Source organism: Candidatus Protochlamydia sp. R18 (genome assembly GCF_000648255.1).
GTDB lineage: Bacteria > Chlamydiota > Chlamydiia > Chlamydiales > Parachlamydiaceae > Protochlamydia > Protochlamydia amoebophila.
The window spans coordinates 1-16,633 of the sequence record NZ_BASL01000711.1 but is presented as its reverse complement, the minus strand read 5'-3'; the positions used below and the strand labels follow the sequence as shown (position 1 = coordinate 16,633).

At 36.3% G+C, this 16,633-nt stretch carries 14 protein-coding genes and 1 pseudogene; 10 read left to right on the top strand and 5 right to left on the bottom strand.

The genetic code is table 11. The features are described 5' to 3' along the window. Nucleotides 1-930, bottom strand: a complete 930-nt coding sequence (gene ftsY, locus TY19_RS06755) for a signal recognition particle-docking protein FtsY (protein ID WP_042281219.1) — start codon at nucleotides 928-930, stop codon at nucleotides 1-3. 149 nt (nucleotides 931-1,079) lie between these two features. On the opposite strand from ftsY, the gene sucC reads away from it, so the two are divergent. Genes sucC through TY19_RS06740 form a run of 3 tightly spaced genes read left to right on the top strand, consistent with a single transcriptional unit; the run spans nucleotide 1,080 to nucleotide 4,300 of the window. After that, nucleotides 1,080-2,249: an ADP-forming succinate--CoA ligase subunit beta gene (sucC, locus tag TY19_RS06750; RefSeq protein ID WP_042281217.1), complete on the top strand. Its 1,170-nt coding sequence runs from the start codon at nucleotides 1,080-1,082 to the stop codon at nucleotides 2,247-2,249. A 3-nt stretch (nucleotides 2,250-2,252) separates the two neighbouring features. Next, complete coding sequence (gene sucD, locus TY19_RS06745) at nucleotides 2,253-3,158, top strand: succinate--CoA ligase subunit alpha (protein ID WP_011175846.1); 906 nt, start codon at nucleotides 2,253-2,255, stop codon at nucleotides 3,156-3,158. Continuing rightward, complete coding sequence (locus TY19_RS06740; protein ID WP_042281215.1) at nucleotides 3,155-4,300, top strand: site-2 protease family protein; 1,146 nt, start codon at nucleotides 3,155-3,157, stop codon at nucleotides 4,298-4,300. Before sucD ends, TY19_RS06740 begins: the two co-directional genes overlap by 4 nt. 10 nt (nucleotides 4,301-4,310) lie before the next feature. Here TY19_RS06740 and TY19_RS06735 read toward each other — a convergent pair whose 3' ends face one another. After that, entirely contained in the window at nucleotides 4,311-4,910 is a 600-nt protein-coding gene (locus tag TY19_RS06735; RefSeq protein ID WP_148300648.1) for a hypothetical protein, read from the bottom strand. A gap of 339 nt (nucleotides 4,911-5,249) precedes the next feature. On the opposite strand from TY19_RS06735, the gene TY19_RS06730 reads away from it, so the two are divergent. From TY19_RS06730 to TY19_RS06715, 4 genes are all read left to right on the top strand, one after another. Further along, the gene (locus TY19_RS06730) at nucleotides 5,250-6,281 is read left to right on the top strand and encodes a patatin-like phospholipase family protein (protein WP_226988496.1); all 1,032 of its coding nucleotides are present in this window, start codon (nucleotides 5,250-5,252) and stop codon (nucleotides 6,279-6,281) included. A 217-nt stretch (nucleotides 6,282-6,498) separates the two neighbouring features. Then, nucleotides 6,499-8,268, top strand: a complete 1,770-nt coding sequence (locus TY19_RS06725; RefSeq protein WP_042281207.1) for a hypothetical protein — start codon at nucleotides 6,499-6,501, stop codon at nucleotides 8,266-8,268. Between the two features lie 133 nt (nucleotides 8,269-8,401). Further along, entirely contained in the window at nucleotides 8,402-9,856 is a 1,455-nt protein-coding gene (locus TY19_RS06720; RefSeq protein WP_042281205.1) for a DegQ family serine endoprotease, read from the top strand. Nucleotides 9,857-10,062: 206 nt separating this feature from the next. Then, nucleotides 10,063-10,926, top strand: coding sequence for a hypothetical protein (locus TY19_RS06715; RefSeq protein ID WP_042281204.1), 864 nt, complete (start codon nucleotides 10,063-10,065; stop codon nucleotides 10,924-10,926). Nucleotides 10,927-10,941: 15 nt separating this feature from the next. Here the strand turns inward: TY19_RS06715 and TY19_RS06710 are convergent, their stop codons facing one another. Next, on the bottom strand, nucleotides 10,942-12,384 hold the full coding sequence (locus tag TY19_RS06710) for a dipeptidase (RefSeq protein ID WP_042281202.1): 1,443 nt from the start codon (nucleotides 12,382-12,384) through the stop codon (nucleotides 10,942-10,944). A gap of 170 nt (nucleotides 12,385-12,554) precedes the next feature. On the opposite strand from TY19_RS06710, the gene TY19_RS06705 reads away from it, so the two are divergent. Beyond that, nucleotides 12,555-13,544: a dipeptidase gene (locus tag TY19_RS06705; RefSeq protein WP_042281201.1), complete on the top strand. Its 990-nt coding sequence runs from the start codon at nucleotides 12,555-12,557 to the stop codon at nucleotides 13,542-13,544. Between the two features lie 226 nt (nucleotides 13,545-13,770). Here the strand turns inward: TY19_RS06705 and TY19_RS06700 are convergent, their stop codons facing one another. Both TY19_RS06700 and TY19_RS06695 read right to left on the bottom strand, forming a co-directional pair. Next, nucleotides 13,771-14,946, bottom strand: a complete 1,176-nt coding sequence (locus tag TY19_RS06700) for a hypothetical protein (RefSeq protein WP_042281199.1) — start codon at nucleotides 14,944-14,946, stop codon at nucleotides 13,771-13,773. Nucleotides 14,947-14,961: 15 nt separating this feature from the next. Next, the gene (locus TY19_RS06695) at nucleotides 14,962-15,639 is read right to left on the bottom strand and encodes a tRNA (guanine(46)-N(7))-methyltransferase TrmB (RefSeq protein WP_042281197.1); all 678 of its coding nucleotides are present in this window, start codon (nucleotides 15,637-15,639) and stop codon (nucleotides 14,962-14,964) included. A gap of 226 nt (nucleotides 15,640-15,865) precedes the next feature. Between TY19_RS06695 and TY19_RS26855 the strand changes: the two genes are divergently transcribed. Next, nucleotides 15,866-16,045 carry a transposase gene (locus tag TY19_RS26855; protein WP_042281196.1) on the top strand — a complete coding sequence of 60 codons (180 nt, stop codon included), beginning with the start codon at nucleotides 15,866-15,868 and terminating at the stop codon, nucleotides 16,043-16,045. 389 nt (nucleotides 16,046-16,434) lie between these two features. Then, nucleotides 16,435-16,633, top strand: a pseudogene (locus TY19_RS19585) (hypothetical protein); the annotation flags it as partial.

The window sequence follows — 16,633 nt, the reverse complement described above, 5'->3', positions numbered from 1 at the left end:
TTAATCAAAAAGATTGGAAACAAATGTTTGTACATCGAAGGGTTGAAGATCTTCTTCTCCTTCTCCTGTTCCGATAAATTTGACGGGAATGCCAAGTTCTCTTTGGATGGCAATCACGATTCCTCCTTTGGCGGTTCCATCTAATTTCGTCAGAATAAGTCCTGTAATTGGGGTAAAATGATGAAATTGTTTAGCTTGTTCGATGGCATTTTGGCCGGTCGTAGCGTCTAAAACTAACAGTGTTTCATGGGGTCCTGTTTGTGAAGCTTTTTGGCAAGAACGTTTTATTTTTTCCAATTCTTGCATCAAGGGTGTTTTGGTATGTAATCGTCCTGCTGTATCAATGATAACCAAATCACACTTTCTTGCTTTTGCTGCTTGAATTGCATCAAAAGCGACAGCTGCAGGATCACTTTTTGGATGACCCTTGACAATTTCTATATGTAATTTATGAGCCCATAACTCTAATTGTTCGATGGCAGCAGCTCGAAACGTATCGGCGGCTGCAACAAGAACTTTTTTACCTTTTTGTTTAAATTGATAAGCTAACTTTGCGACGGACGTTGTTTTTCCATTCCCATTGACTCCAACAATTAAGATAATTTGAGGCAGTTGTGAAGAGTTAAGTTCGAGGAGGTTAGAAGGGTATTGACTCACTAAAGAAATTAATTGCTGTTTTAAAGCTTCAATATAATCTTCAGTTTTCAAATTGGGGTGTTGGCGATGTAAGTCGCGTATTTTTTCAGTTAGCTCAGATGCAGTTTTGACACCAAAATCAGCTTCGTATAAAAGTTGTTCAAGCTGCTCTAAAGTATGTTCATCAATTTTTCCTTGAAAAATTGATTTTAATTTGTCACTGAGAAGGTTTCTTGCACGTGAAAGAGCTAATTTGACTTTTGCAAAGCTCGATTTAAAATAATCCATTACCATGTTGCCTTGAAATCCTTCCTTTGATGTATAAGATGAGTAAAAAAAAGCTTAGCATATAAAAAAGAAAAAGGTGAAGATCTTAATTTGGCTTGCCCTATCAATTCTATACATAAAACCACTAATCAGCTTTAGAATAATGAAGGTCCATCATGAATACACACGAGTTTCAAGCCAAGCAAATTTTACGTAAGTATAACATTCCCGTTCCTGATTTTTATATCGCTTCTTCTTCGAAAGAAGTGGAAGAGATCATTAAGCAATACCAATTGCAAAGTGCTATCATCAAAGTACAAGTGCATGCCGGAGGACGCGGAAAAGCCGGTGGAGTCAAGTTAGCGACAAATCCGCAAGAAATCTTAGAATTTTCCCAAGAACTCATCGGGAAAAAAATCATTAATGAACAGACAGGCCCTAGCGGAATGATTTCTCATCAAGTTTTGATTTCCCCTGCTATTTTAATTAAAAAAGAATTCTATTTAGGAATCACTATTAATCGTGAATTGGCAAGCCGTGTTTTAATCGCTTCTCCTATTGGAGGAATAAACATTGAAAAAATTGCTCACGAACAACCTAATCAATTGTTAATGCTTCCAATTCCTTTGGAGGAAACATTTAGATCTTATCATCTAATTCGCATTGCAAGCTTTATGGGATGGAAGGGAAAACAAATTCAAGAGGGGGTTGCAATTATTCAATCTCTTGTGAAAGCTTTTAAAGAAACGGATGCTTCTCTTCTTGAAATTAACCCTCTTGTGGAAACAAAGGAAGGCCATTTATTAGCGCTGGACGCGAAGTTATCAATTGATGACAATGCTCTTTTTAAACATGAGGACTTGAAAACCTTATTCGATCCTTCGCAAATGTCTAATAATGAAGCAAGAGCACAGCAATTTGAACTTGCCTATGTTGCTTTAGAAGGGGAAATTGGTTGTATGGTCAATGGAGCTGGATTAGCCATGGCTACAATGGACCTTATTCAATACCATGGAGGACGTCCTGCTAACTTTTTGGATGTAGGAGGTGGGGCATCGCAAGATAAAGTGGCAGAAGGATTTAGAATTATTCTATCAGATTCTAATGTGAAAGCCATTTTAATTAACATCTTTGGGGGAATTATGAATTGTGAAACGTTAGCCTCAGGAATTATCGAAGCAGCTAAAGGATTACAAATTCATATTCCCTTAATTGTAAGAATGGAGGGAACAAATGTCGAAAAAGGGAAGCAACTTCTTCAACAATCAGGCTTAAAGATTTTAATTACAGAAAATTTGACAGAAGCAGCTCAACAAGCAGTTCAATTAGCACAATCAGTAAGGTGATCCATGGCTATTTTGGTTAATAAACAGACACGAGTGATTACGCAAGGAATAACTGGAAAAGCTGGTCGTTTTCACACAGAGCAAAGCATGCTTTATGCACCAACCTATGTCGGAGGAGTCACACCCGGTAAAGGGGGAGAAGAAATATCCGGTCTCCCGGTATTTGATACGGTTTGGGAAGCGAAGCAAAAGACTCAATGCAATGCCTCATTGATTTTTGTTCCTCCACCATTTGCTGCAGAAGCTATTTTAGAAGCCGAAGAAGCAGGAATTGAATTGATTGTTTGCATCACTGAAGGAATACCCATTCAAGATATGTTAAAAGTAAGCCAGGTAATGAGAGCAAGTCAAACAAGCCGCTTGATAGGTCCTAATTGCCCTGGTGTTATTACACCAGGAGAGTGTAAAATGGGGATCATGCCGGGCTACATCCATCAAAAAGGAAATGTTGGCATTGTTTCTCGCTCAGGAACTTTGACTTACGAAGCCGTTTGGCAAACCACGCAATTAGGTTTGGGACAATCAACCTGTGTAGGAATAGGAGGGGATCCTCTTAATGGAACTAACTTTATCGATGTTTTAAAGCTTTTTGAAAACGATTCTGAGACTGATGCTATTTTACTCATTGGAGAAATTGGAGGAAAAGCTGAAGAAGAAGCTGCAGAATGGATTAAACAGTTTTGCTCTAAACCGATAGCTGCTTTTATTGCAGGGCAAACTGCCCCAATTGGTAGACGCATGGGCCATGCGGGAGCTATTGTTTCAGGCGGAAAAGGAACAGCGTCTGATAAAATAAAAACGCTCAAGCAGGCTGGAGTTTTAATTGCAGAAACCCCTGCAGATATGGGTTTATCTGTCCAGTTATTATTGAATTCTAAATCACCTAATTCATCCCCGAGTTTAAAATGATCTCCATTTCAAGTTTTATTCCAATTCGTGTTTTTCCTTTTTTTTGGTTTTTGATTGCTATGATTGGTTGGCTAAATAGTCAATCTTTAATAGGAACAGCCATCTGGTCTCTTGTGATCCTTATTTCTATTCTGATCCATGAATACGGTCACGCTTTAACAGCTCTGGCATTTGGTCAAAAAGCTGAAATTGATTTAGTGGGTCTTGGGGGAGTAACAAGGCGAACAGGTAAAGATTTAACGAAATGGCAGGAATTTTTAGTTGTTTTAAATGGCCCCTTAGCTGGCTTTGTTCTATTTTTTCTTGTCTATTGGGTATATTCTCATTGGAACACACTTTCTTCTCCCTTAATAAAATATGCTTTTGAAGTCGCTATTCATGTAAACATATTTTGGACTCTTCTTAATCTTTTACCAGTTTTACCATTGGATGGAGGTCACCTTTTAAGAATCATACTAGAAAGTTTATTGGGAATAAAGGGATTGAAATTAGCCTTTTTTTTAAGTGTGGTTTTAGCTGCATTTCTCTGCCTTTATTTTTTTAGTATCCAACAATTTTTCGTTGGAGCGCTTTTCTTAATGATGGGTTTTGAAAGTTATCGTTCTTGGATTGATGTACGAAAAATAACTGCTGGGGATGCAGACACAAAATTACAAAAAAAAATGGCAGAGGCTATTGAGAAATTAAGAATGGGAAACCAAGAGGAAGCGTTCTCAAAATTCGTCTCTTTAAGAGAACAAGCCAGTCAAGGAGTGATTTATGTGACTGCTACTCAGTATATGGCACACATTTTAGCTGATCAAGGGCAATATAAACAGGCTTATGAATGGCTAATATCGATTAAAAGTAAACTTTCTCTTCCTTATTTAAAAATGTTGCAACAATTAGCTTATCGTTTACAAGAGTGGGAAATGGCTGTTAAAATTGGGAATCAAATTTTCCAACAAGATCAGGCTAGTGATATAGCTTTGATTAACGCCCTCTCGTACGCGATCATGGGAGAAGCTAAGCCTGCCATAGGTTGGCTTCGTTCTGCTGAACAAGTAGGGCTTTCCAATCTTCCTACCATCATTCAAAAGCGAGAGTTTGATGCCATTCGAGATCTGCCTGAATTTAAAGCCTGGCTTAACAAAAACTCTTAAAAGCAGCGGCTTAGAAGAGAGTTTTTTTATTCCATAAATCAAATGATTCGATAAAATACTGGAAGTCGGTTTCATTGAATTGCATTTGGGGTGTCAAATAAAAAAGTATGTATAAAGTATTTCCTCTAGCAGTTGATAACCCCTTTAACAGTTTTTTTTGCTTATCATAGTAAGAGTATTGAAATAAGAGGGCTTTTCTCCCTTTAAATAGAGAATGAGAGCAATAAAACGTTTGATGGCGATGAAATTGTTGGGGAGAATAAAAAACATGGGGAACGAGGTATGTTTCAAATGCTGTTTTGTAATTTTTTTCATTTAATATTTTTTCATTAATAAAAGGCAATGTCAAAGCACTTAAAAGAAATACTCCTGTTTGTGTTGCACTTGTAAAAATATGCAAATGTCCTTTAGATGGCGTATTTTTAAAGGGGATGTCAAAGGTCATTTCGATAGCGCGATGAGGAAATGACGCTTTCATTTGATCAACACTGTCTAAAGTTTCTATCCACTGCCTGGGAGGATGAGTATCTGCTGCTTGTAACATAGTAACTCCTAATAAATGAGAAACTAATATCATTAGTCCACTCACTTGGATTTTCAAGCTATTCATGGCAAACTCTACCTTAAATGTTAAAATGCCTTTAAATCAACGTCTAAGATTTTTCCTTATTGACTTATCGATTTTATAATAAAAAACATTTTAAGATTTTTTCTGCGTCTTTGTAAACTCAAATAAATTCTTTATCTCTCATTTTCAGTTATTTAGATTTTAACTCTTTAGGAGTAAAAAAATCTCCTAAAAATTTGTTGAATAAAAAGAATTTGTATTAAGAAAAGGCTTGCATATGTTAAATGACGAAAGATACACAAAAGTAACTTTTTAAGTGTCTTTAGTGCTAACATAACTCTCTTATTCCAATTAATGCTTTTATTAGACGGTCTATCATTTATGACAATAAGTTTATGTCTATTTGTAAAAATAAAGAATCGATTGAGATTATCCAATCATTGCTTTTTTATCTATTTAATAAGCTTATTGTTATACGGTTGCGAAACCAAATATCATCTTCCTGATAATCCAAAACCTATTCCCGATTGTCCTCTTTGTCATGAAGTCAGATTAGCTCTTGTTTTAGGTGGAGGTGGGGCGCGAGGAATGGCTCATGTTGGCGTTTTAGAAGAGTTTGAACAAGCAGGTATTCCTATTGATTTAATTGTTGGTTGTAGTGCGGGAAGTATTGTTGGAGCACTTTATGCAGATTACCCAAAAGCTAGTTATCTCAAAAAAATTTTGCGTCCTTTGAAAAAATGGGATATTTTAGATGTGAGTTTCTGGCAATGCCGTTATGGATTTGTTCAGGGAAGATCTTTAAGGCAATTTTTAAAGAAAAACCTCCGTGCCAAATATTTTGAAGAATTGTATATTCCTCTCTGCTGCGCTGCCACTGATTTAATCGAGGGAGAAGTGATTTGTTTAAATTCTGGCCCTCTTATTCCTGCTGTTCATGCTTCTGCTGCTGTTCCCTTTGTATTTTCTCCTGTTTATCTACACGAACGATTATTGGTCGATGGTGGAGTCGCAGACCCTGTACCAGTCTGTATGGCAAAAAAGAATCTGGCACAAGTTGTCGTTGCGGTAGATTTAAGTGAATTACTTCCCAAAACATGCCCGACAAATTTGTTTGGAATAGCTGCTCGTTCGGCTGAAATTAAATTTTTATTGCAAAGTGAAAGTTGTGTGAAAGATGCCGACGTAGTGATCCGGCCTGAACTTGGTGAGGTTGGTTTATTTGATGATCACAAAAATGAACTGGTGTACGAAGGTGGAAGAAAAGCTGCTAGAGAAGCAATTCCTCAAATTATCGAACTTTTATCCCAAAAAGGTTTATGGAAAAGCGAAGAAGGGCCTTGTTTGAATCATTCTTTAAATAATTGTTTAACCATCGATGTAGAAAATACCGATGGATTGACTCCTAAATAAAATTTGACATCCAAATAATTTAATAGTCATTTTAAATGATTTCAAGGTTATAGTTTAATAGCTTTTGTTTACTGGAAAGTTGGCATGATGTATATTACTTTATTTAAACCAGGAAAAATAATTGAATTTAAAATGAAATTACTATGTATACATCTTTGATTTAAAATATAAATTTTAAAATTCAAAGTTATATCATATAACGACATAGGTATTGTGTATGGATATATCAAGCTCATCCTCTTCACAAATCCTTAAAAGTCTACAACAACTTGTAAATGGATGTCAGCACGTTGAAGAATTAAATAAACTTGATCAAAAGATACAAAGTTTCTTTAAAAGAAAAAAGGAAGAGATGGATGGGCAAGCACATATCGAGAAAAAAAGGAAAGGGCTAGATTCAGTGCAGAAACTGGATACAAGTCTAAAAAGGAAAAGAACCGAAGACTCTTTAGAATGTGCTTCCACAATGCGTACTGAGGTTACAGCTGATACTGTAAGCTGTGCAGCAGCTACAACTGCTGCTGTAACGCCCGTTATTGGCGTAACAGAGGACTTTATAATTAACTGGAAATTAAAATATTATGATAATCTTTTAAGTCAAATCAAAAAACATGGAGAAGAGGGATTTGATAATTTGTTGGAGGATGCTCTAATAGCAAAGCTTCCCGAAGATTTTTTTCCTTATCTTAATCAGTTGATGATGGCAATAAATCAATTAGAATCTACTTGCTCTTCTCGTGATAATTATCACAGTTTTGGCGTCGCTCTTAGAGCACTTTTAACAAAAATATCTAAATTATCAAATTCCGGTGAAATTGAAAACGATTCGATCCAACGCGTTAGAGAATCCCTGCATTTGATTTGTGGAAATTGGTTTACCAAGGTCAACGTCTCAAAAAATTTGAAAGATCTTGTTATCGATTTGGTTGATAGGGGTGGCAAATGGAACACAAAAATTGATAAAATACTTCAATCATACTTATTGCTATCGACGAAAATAAAAATGTCTCAAGCTGCTTTGTATTCTGCATTAGGACCAACTTTCAATAAACTTATGGGTCTTTTTTATCCTTTCAGCTCAGCTAATAGTCCATGGAGATGGGGTAGACAAATATTCACGAAAAGTGGGCAGCAAAAAGAGTTTATTCGCATACGTACTTGTGCACCAATTGCGAAAGGAAAATTGTCGCTGGAATACTTAGCATTTCTTAGTGACTGTAGGGCAAAAAAACAGCAAGTAGTGCAATTCGTTCATTTGGACCCAATAGAAAAAATAGGCTCAAATGAACCGCTTTGGATAAAAAAAATTTATGAAGCCCAAGAAGAATATGGTGATGTTCTCTCTATCGTGGTTTTACCAGTTGATAATATGAACGATATCTTCTCTCCAGCTCCTATGTCTATTCATCTATTTATATACCGGTTATTGGCAAAAATGCTTGATCCAAAATTTTTTGTTTTCCCTCAAAAATTAGGAAACTGCGAGAATTTACTGACAAACTTAATTGAATATATTTTAACAACTTATTTCCAAAATTTTGCTGAAATTAATCGGGAAGAACAACATGCCTTTTTTGGTCTTTTTTATGCACATCTTCAAGAAAAAATTGTATTCGCGCTTGAAGATCCGTCTATTGAAAGGGAAAGTATTATTGTGATCAATCATTGTGCTGACGGACATTGTGCTGAGGGAATTGATCGAACAGGGGTCATGATGGGTTGTATACTCGCTGCTGACTATTATCGCCTTGGGAAATACACAAACTTAGAATTTCATAGCAAATTTTTAGGAATTGTTAATGGACCTGCAGTCGTCATTACAAAAAGGCCTATTCTAAAAGAGCATATGGATATAATAATGTCTGTTTTAACTCATTTGGAAAAAATAAAAAATACTAAATTTAACTCTTTTCCAGGTGAATGGCAGCTAAGTGAATTTATATTAGATGAATATTCAGAACAAACACATCTTTCAGAAATACAATGAGAAAAAATTCAACCTTATCCTTGCTAAGTTTTAAATTTATATATTCCTTCCTTTTAACTCTTTTCTTCCTCTTGACATTTCCAAAAAAACGTAGTAAAAAAAACATAAAAATCATTAGAGGAGTGCTCTTCATATGAAACAACTATCAATATTTACCAAACTATGTTTACTTGCCACAGGAGCTGCCTTATTAGGCTCTTCTTTTACGAACTCAAATTTGATAGAGGCGGCAACTCAGGAACAAAATCGAACTGAAGATATCAAACGTTTGTCCGGAAAAGAGACCGTCGTTGATTTTAGAGGCGTCGCAAAGAAAGCGATTCCTGCCGTCGTCTCTATTAAGGTTAAAGGACAAAAAAAAGGACCTTCGTTTGGGGATGAAAATTCTTTAGAAGATTATTTCGGAGAAAATGGGGATTTTTGGAACTTTTTTGGATTGCCGAAGAGAGATTCTCGTCAACAATTGTTATCGGGTCAAGCAACGGGTGTGATTGTGAGTCCAGAAGGGTATATTTTAACAAATAGCCATGTTGTTCATGACATGACAACAATTGCTGTGCAGCTTCATGATGGAAGAGAACTTGCAGCAAAACTTTTAGGAGAAGATCCTAGTAGTGATTTAGCGCTCATTAAAATTGACGCAAAAGATCTTCCATATTTGACGCTTGGTAATTCAGACGATTTAGAAGTTGGACAATGGGTTGCCGCAGTTGGGAATCCTTTTGGCTTGCAAGCGACCTTAACTGTTGGTGTCGTGAGTGCAAAAAGTCGCAATAATTTAGATATTGCTCGCTATGAAGATTTTATTCAAACGGATGCTTCTATCAATCGAGGAAATTCAGGCGGCCCTTTGCTCACATTAAATGGGGAAATTGTAGGAATTAATACGGCAATTGCGACTAATGCATCAGCAGGTTATATCGGGATTGGTTTTGCAATCCCAAGTAATATGGCTAAGCATGTGATGGATGAAATTTTATCTCAAGGGAAAGTCTCCAGAGGGTTTTTGGGCGTTTCTTTACAGTCGATTGATTATAATCTGGCTCAATCTTTTGGTTTAGATAAAGTAGAAGGAGCATTAATCACAAATATTGTTAAAAATTCTCCTGCTGAAAAAGCTGGAATCCAGGTAGAAGATATTATTTTAAAACTAAATGGTCGCTCGGTTGAGAGCGCGGCTAGTTTGCGTAACGCGATTTATCGGATGAAACCTGGAACAAAAGTGAATTTGACAATTTTAAGAAAAGAAAAACAGATGGACCTTTCTCTTACTATTGGTGATTTTACTGAAGAAACTGTCGCAGCAGCATCTTCTCACAAAAGTCAGCTCGGAATTGAAGTCGCAAATATCCCTTCCGAAATGAAATCAGATGAACAAGGGGTGATGATTACAAAGGTGTATCCAGGCTCAGTTGCTAACTTTGCTGGGTTAAAAAAAGGAGCCATTATTCTTGGCATTAATCATCAAAAAATCGAAAATGTAGAGCAATTTAATAACGCTTTAAAAAATAGTTCTGCAGATAAGCCAATTCTTTTGCAAGTAAAACAAGGAAATGCTTATCTATTCGTTTCACTTCGCTCTGAATAGTTCATCTAAGCGCTGATCATGAAAAATCAAAAAATTTTTATGATCAGCGTTTAAGTCCCATTTTTTTGCTTTTTGCCTTATTATTCGCCTAGCTTCTATCGCAATGATAGAATAGAATTTCAGATAAAATCTTTATAAACTATTTATTTTCTATTTAAACGAAAAATTTAAAATAGAACTCATCATAACCAAACAGGAGTTCTAGTATGTATTCAGTTGACGGACACCAACCACCAAGTAGCTCACTTTACCCACCACTATATCGTGATTATCCTTATAACCCAGAATCACAAAGTCAATCGTATAGTTATTACTCACCACAGCCTTCTGCACCCCCTATTCCTTCATTGACGAATACGATGCATACTGCGACTACTCAGTTATTTTCCAAAATTCGTGAAGTAGCCAATTCTGTTCTTCCTACAACAGCAGAGCAAACGCAACAAACTGCATTCTGCCCTCCTCCTATATCGTCTGGCCCTGCTTTTTTCGATTTTTCTCATCATGAGTATAATCTCAACCGTACTGAACATCACCACCATCCTGCTGAGAAAACAGCTGAAGAAAAGGAAAATAACAAACAGGTATGGGCCGTTATTTTGGGTCTAGTTGTAGGAGGTATTTCTACTTATTTATTTGGAAAAATGATAGGTGAAAATGAAGCAGCTGAGGCAAGCAATACTGAATTGAATCAATTAGAGGCGCAGTGGAATACTAATAAAAATGTTTACACTTATCAATACCAAGGAACTGACTATGTAAACGCTGTGGATAAAATTATGAGTAAGACACATGTGATTTTGGATCACCAAAAAACTAATCGCTTGCATAAACAAGTGCTTATTATTACATTTTTAGCTGCAGGGGCTCTGGGTGTCGCTGGTGGTCTTGTTGCTTCAAATGTATTGATGGGAGCTGGCCTTGTGGCGGGGATAGGAGCTAGTTTTTTTGGCCTTTACAAGCTTGGTTATCACTACTCTAGTAAGTTAGAAGCAAACATGGGGCGTGAAATTAAAGAAGATCTCAATTCTCTTAGTAAATACCAATTTGTAGTAGATCAAGCCGCCTAATTTTTTTGATTAGATTTATAAAGACAAACTCTTAGAGCATTCTTCTAAGCGCTTGTCTTTGAGATGTTGCGCTAATAATTCGATCGCTCTAGCTGTGATTAGAATCCCCTTTTCTAACCGATCCAACCCAAAATGTTCATTTGGAGCATGAATAAGATCTGTTGTGAGTCCCAATCCAATTAAAATAACTTCTCCTCCACAAGCCATTCCAAGTTCAGGAACAATAGGGATTGAGGCTCCTTCAAAAATGAATTCACAAGGCACACCAAAAACTTCCTGAAAAGCCTCTGAAAACGATGCGACCAGTTGCGATTTTGGACTGACTCGAATGGCCCTTCCTTGCCCTTGATGTATAGTAATTCTTACTTGAATCCCTTGAGGGGCGGCTTCGTTAAGATGGTGTTCGATGAGTCTTCCAATTTTTTTTGGATCTTGTTGAGAAACTAATCGGCAAGATATTTTAGCTGAGGCTTTCGCAGGAATCACTGTTTTAAATCCTTTGCCTGTATATCCGCCATTAATTCCATTAATTTCTAAAGTAGGTCTTGCCCACGCTCTTTCTAAAGCTGTTTTATCTTTTTCTCCTCCACCAGGATAGGCCCCTGTTAGCTTTTGATAGTCAGCTAAATCAAAATAAAAAGAAACCGATGAACGCTCTTCTAAGCTCATCTCTTCAACATCATCATAAAATCCATTAACAGTAATTTTTCCTGAAGCATCTCTTAATGAAGCGAGCATGGCTACAAGCGCATGAATAGGATTGATGGCGATCCCCCCATGGGAGCCAGAATGTAAATCATTATCTGAACCTTGTACTTCGACATCCATTGTGAGAATACCCCGAATGCCTAATGTCACGGCAGGGATTTGAGAGTTCCTAAGCCCTAAATCGACAATAGCTAAATAATCAGCCTTTAAGGCTTCTGCTTTGGTTGGTAATAACCGAGATAATCCTGCACTACCAATTTCCTCTTCTCCCTCAATACAAAGTTTGATGTTAATCGGTAATCGAGAATATTGTTTTAAATAAAATTTTAAGGCTTGAAGAACATAAAAACACTGTCCTTTATTATCTTGGGCTCCTCGAGCATAAACATTTCCGTCTCTTAAGCTTGGTTGAAAAGGATCTGTTTTCCATTCATTTAAGGGATCGGCAGGTTGTACATCGTAGTGATTATAAATGAGAAGGGTGGGTTTGTCGGCGCCTGCCTTTAAGTGCGTGGCGTAAATAACTGGGGGACCATCTTGTTCAGTCGGCCAAAGCTCTACCTCAAAACCTAGTGTTTTTAAATAATCAACAACCCAGTTTGCACAGTTTAATAGAGAGACTTGAAAGTGCGTTTCAGAACTAATACTGGGAAAACTTAAAAAAGTATAATACTCTTTTAGCCATTCTTCTCGATTTTGCTCGATCAAGTATTTAATTTCTGCTAGGCAGCTTGGTAAAGAAGGACCCATATTTCCCCTTTTTAATGTTGTCTCACATAGTAGGCTCCGCAATCAATTAAGTAAAATAGAAAAAATAATCTGTAGTTCTTCAAGAGAAGAACCGTAAACGCAGATTTATCGCGTCAGTTTATTTCAAATCTTTGGTATGCTCTCTTTTCGATCAAACTAAGGATAAAGCTATGACATTTATCGCTGATTTACATTGCGATCTTCTTTCATATTTAGAGCAAGACGTTAAAAGAACGCCGCATGATCCAGCTGTTCGTTGTTCACTCTCTCAATTGAAAGCGGGGTTTGTCAAATGGCAAACTTTAGCGATTTTCACTGAAACAGATTCTTCGTCTGTCAAAAAAGGGCTTTCTCAATTGAAAATTTATCAACAATTATTGAGAGATTTTCCTTTAAACATGCAACCTTACCAACGTTTCGTGTCTACAATCGAGGAAGCAGCTCCACTTTCTGTATTGATTGCTTTTGAAAATGCCTCTGGTTTTTGCGGGGAACAAGAACCCTTAAAAGTAGGGATGGCGCGTTTAAATAATTTCATCGAAACGATTGCGAAACCTTTCTATATCAGTTTGACTTGGAATTGGGAAAACCGCTTTGGAGGAGGAGCACTCACCCAAATTGGCTTGAAAGAAGAAGGAAAACTATTATTAAAAGAACTCGATCAAAAACAAATTGCAATTGATTTGAGCCATACCTCCGATTCTCTTGCGTATGAAATTATCGATTACATCGATCAACAGTCATTAACCCTTCCTTTGATGGCTAGCCATTCCAATGCACGAACTTTGCAATATGTCCCTCGCAATTTACCTACTGATATTGCCAAAGAGATTTTTAAGAGAAACGGGCTCATTGGATTAAATTTGTATGCTCCCTTTCTCGGAGAGAGAGAAGAATCGATCCTCGAGCATCTTGCATTTTGGCTCGAACTCGGTGGAGAGAATGGTATTTGTTTAGGCACAGATTTTTTCTACGAAGAAGATTTTACTTCAACCTACCAAAAAAGAGAGAAAACTTTTTTCTCACAATTTGGAGATGCCTCCACTTACCCAACTCTGCTAGAATTTGTGAAAAAACATCTCAAACTGAGTGATCAACAAATCGACAAATGGGCTTATCAAAACGTTACCCGTTTTCTTGCTTCGCATTTGTCACCTTAAGCGATTAAGGATTTAAAGTAAGTTGCTTCAATGTTTGTTCAAACCAATTGTTTTTAAAATAAATTTCAGTAATTTTTCATCTATCAATGTAAGTGTGGGCATAGGCAAGAAAAGTTCCTTGCTGAAAGAATGCATGGCTGCTCAGGATGTGAATATAAAGCATTCAGGAATTATAATGGCCGCACAAAATATTTTGTCCTCGGATTAGATGGCCTGCAACTAGTTTTTAGAAGCCTTCGCTTTTAAGTGAAGGAGCAGCCACAAATGTTTCGTAGGTGATTTCGTAATCCAATCCGATGAGATCTGATGTTGAAATGGCGGTTCCTCCGGCTGCACAAAAGCCTTGCAGTTTCCTTTTCCCTTGCCCACTCAAACCAGTAGGTGTGTAAATTAAATAATCTAAACCATCCCAGTCTGTAATTAAATGTTCCTCTGCAATGAGTCTGAAAGGAATGGCTTGTGCAAGAAGATCTTTAAGCGCTTGCTCTAAACCTTTAAATTGACTGGGACGTGAAATGAAGAGAGGGGGGATGCAAATGCCGATACTGGCAACATTATTGGGAGGAATCGGAAGCGGGTGAATGCCACTGTAGCCGAGAGAGGTGGCTTGTGATTGCCAACCCCAAGCAGAAAAGGGGAGCGTAAATCCTTTTAGCGCTAGGTTGCATTGTTCAAATCTGGCAGGGTGAAGAAGCTGCATTTGATAAAGGGGATGGTTTGCAAAATGAGTGACATCTAAAAAAAGATAGGTGGGTAAAGTGTCAGGTAAACGAGAAACAAGAAGTGAGATGTATTCCATTGAAACATCACGGCAAAAAAGGCGAATTAGTTGTTGCCCTTGCTCGGTTTGGCAGAAATTCGCTACAGTTAGGTGAGTCAATGAGGAAACGCTCACACCGGTTTCTTCTTTTAGTTGGATTTCATCTTTAAAAAGTTGAGCAATCCACTCTTTTAAATTTTCAATTTGATGCGCGTCCCAAGGAAATCTTAAACTAAAGTCAGCAGAACCTTTGTAAAGTGAAATTCCAATCGTTTTATGTTTAAATTCTTTCCAAAGAGAATCTCTAAAGTGCTCAAGCGATAAAGAAAGAGACAGATATTGGGTTTGGTTAATCAGCGCAAAAGGAAGATCATCCATTAAGCCAATATTGATATCCCAGAATAAATAGGCCCCAGCTTCAATGGCTTTTAATGCTTCTTCGCGAGCTTCTTTCCATTTTAAATCAGCTTTTAATCGCCCATCTAAGTAAATTGTCTTCGTATTAAAACCAAGGGGAAGAGTGATTGATTCTTCAAAAACAACAGGAATAAAGAGCTCATTTTTTAAAGTATAAAAAGGGCGATTCCATTGTAATTCACATGGATCAGGCTGTTCTTCAAAATCACTGTTTGAGTCTTGCATGAGAATCTGTTAGGGTTAAATTTTTTGAAAAACGTGATAATGAATCGATTTTCCTTTTTCTCTCCAAAGCTCTTCAAAGTAAGAAGATCCATAACCTGGATAAGAAGTCGTATAATAAGGAGCTTCAAAGAGTGACGTGAAGCCGCCGGTTTGATGAATGACATCAATCATGATTTTTGAATATGCAGCATCGTCTGTAACTAGAGTAAAGAGTTTATCGCTTTTTAAGATACGATGAATTTCTTTGACAAAAGCTGGTTGAACAATGCGGTGTTTAGCATGTCTTTTTTTTGGCCATGGATCTGGAAAATTAATAAAAACGGCATCCACACTTTCATTAGCAAAAAAATCTCGGGTAACATGAAACCCTTCTCCACAAATTGTTAGGAGATTATCAAGTTCAAATTTCTTGATTTTGGACCAAATTTTACGCGTTCGATCAAATTTTTTTTCAATGCCAACCCAGTTATATTGCGACTGTTCAATGGCTTTAGAAGTAATCCATGCACCATTTCCGCTGCAATACTCTAAGTAGATAGGTTTGTCTTGAGAGAATGTTTGTTCATGCGTCCAGCCTGGAAAGATAAAAGGGATGTTCGATAAGTGTTGATCCGGAACATACCAAACTCGATCTTGAATAACGATTTGACGATGTTCCCATTTAAATGGTGATTTTAAATCTTTTGGCTTCATATAAACTGATAACTTTACAATTGAATGAAATAATTATATAGAAAAGGCAATTTCAAACCAATCGAAGGATTGACTATTTATTTTCACAATTTCACATGCCTCAGCATTAAAAACTCGATAATTTTATTAATTTTTCCCAGAGCAACTAATATTTCTTTAGTTAACATTATTGAGAGCGTTTGCACTAATACAGATTTAAATGAAGTGGAGCTACTAAGAAGTTAAAATGCGCCAAATCAAAAAGAATTTTGGAAAGCTATTTGGTGAGGAGGGATATTTCGGCAGAACTTGCAAAGAGATTTTTAAAACAAAAATTGAACTATTGACAACTATAAAATTGAATAGGAAGCAGAAGGTGATAAAGTTGACAGAAAAAATTTTTCTTAAAAAGCGAGCTGTAGTTTAAACGGTAAATAATTCATTAAAAAATATTTCTCAAATTGAACAGACAAGCTACAGAACGCCGGAAATTTTTAATTAATTATTAGCCGGGATTGCCACTTGTACTCGTCAACTTAAAAAGTCGTCAGCGAACTTAGCAGAGCAATTTTGTCTACTGTTAATGGCTGCATAAAAAACTAAAATTCAAGTTAACAGATTTAATCAACCTTTATAACAAAGTTTAAAGATTTTGAATTTAAATACTAAGAATTTTCAATTGATAAGAATATTTTCTATTTATTTAAACATATATTTAATTTCATTACTATTGCAATAATATTTATTTATATATTATAATTTTTAAAAATACATATAGATAATTTAAAAATTATTTAACTAATTTGGAAGGTAATTTTGAATATTCATAATCCAAGAGTTAATCCTAGTAATTTCCTCGTTAATGCAGATACCCATTCTTATTTTCGATCGAACAATTATTTAAAATTTTCTGAACGAATTGGTTTGCTGTGTAAAACAATTTTTCAGAGCTTCCTCAACTTATTCTTTAATTATCTCGAAAAAGAGCAGCTTCAGTCTCAATGGAGAGAAATTT

Excerpts from the sequence above, each read along its gene's own strand:
- TY19_RS06730 (WP_226988496.1), top strand. The coding sequence starts at position 5,250 with ATGACAATAAGTTTATGTCTATTTGTAAAAATAAAGAATCGATTGAGA.
- TY19_RS06700 (WP_042281199.1), bottom strand. The coding sequence starts at position 14,946 with ATGCAAGACTCAAACAGTGATTTTGAAGAACAGCCTGATCCATGTGAA.
- TY19_RS06725 (WP_042281207.1), top strand. The coding sequence starts at position 6,499 with ATGGATATATCAAGCTCATCCTCTTCACAAATCCTTAAAAGTCTACAA.
- ftsY (WP_042281219.1), bottom strand. The coding sequence starts at position 930 with ATGGTAATGGATTATTTTAAATCGAGCTTTGCAAAAGTCAAATTAGCT.
- TY19_RS06710 (WP_042281202.1), bottom strand. The coding sequence starts at position 12,384 with ATGGGTCCTTCTTTACCAAGCTGCCTAGCAGAAATTAAATACTTGATC.
- TY19_RS06705 (WP_042281201.1), top strand. The coding sequence starts at position 12,555 with ATGACATTTATCGCTGATTTACATTGCGATCTTCTTTCATATTTAGAG.
- TY19_RS26855 (WP_042281196.1), top strand. The coding sequence starts at position 15,866 with ATGCGCCAAATCAAAAAGAATTTTGGAAAGCTATTTGGTGAGGAGGGA.
- TY19_RS06695 (WP_042281197.1), bottom strand. The coding sequence starts at position 15,639 with ATGAAGCCAAAAGATTTAAAATCACCATTTAAATGGGAACATCGTCAA.
- TY19_RS06715 (WP_042281204.1), top strand. The coding sequence starts at position 10,063 with ATGTATTCAGTTGACGGACACCAACCACCAAGTAGCTCACTTTACCCA.
- TY19_RS06740 (WP_042281215.1), top strand. The coding sequence starts at position 3,155 with ATGATCTCCATTTCAAGTTTTATTCCAATTCGTGTTTTTCCTTTTTTT.
- TY19_RS06735 (WP_148300648.1), bottom strand. The coding sequence starts at position 4,910 with ATGAATAGCTTGAAAATCCAAGTGAGTGGACTAATGATATTAGTTTCT.
- sucD (WP_011175846.1), top strand. The coding sequence starts at position 2,253 with ATGGCTATTTTGGTTAATAAACAGACACGAGTGATTACGCAAGGAATA.
- sucC (WP_042281217.1), top strand. The coding sequence starts at position 1,080 with ATGAATACACACGAGTTTCAAGCCAAGCAAATTTTACGTAAGTATAAC.
- TY19_RS06720 (WP_042281205.1), top strand. The coding sequence starts at position 8,402 with ATGAAACAACTATCAATATTTACCAAACTATGTTTACTTGCCACAGGA.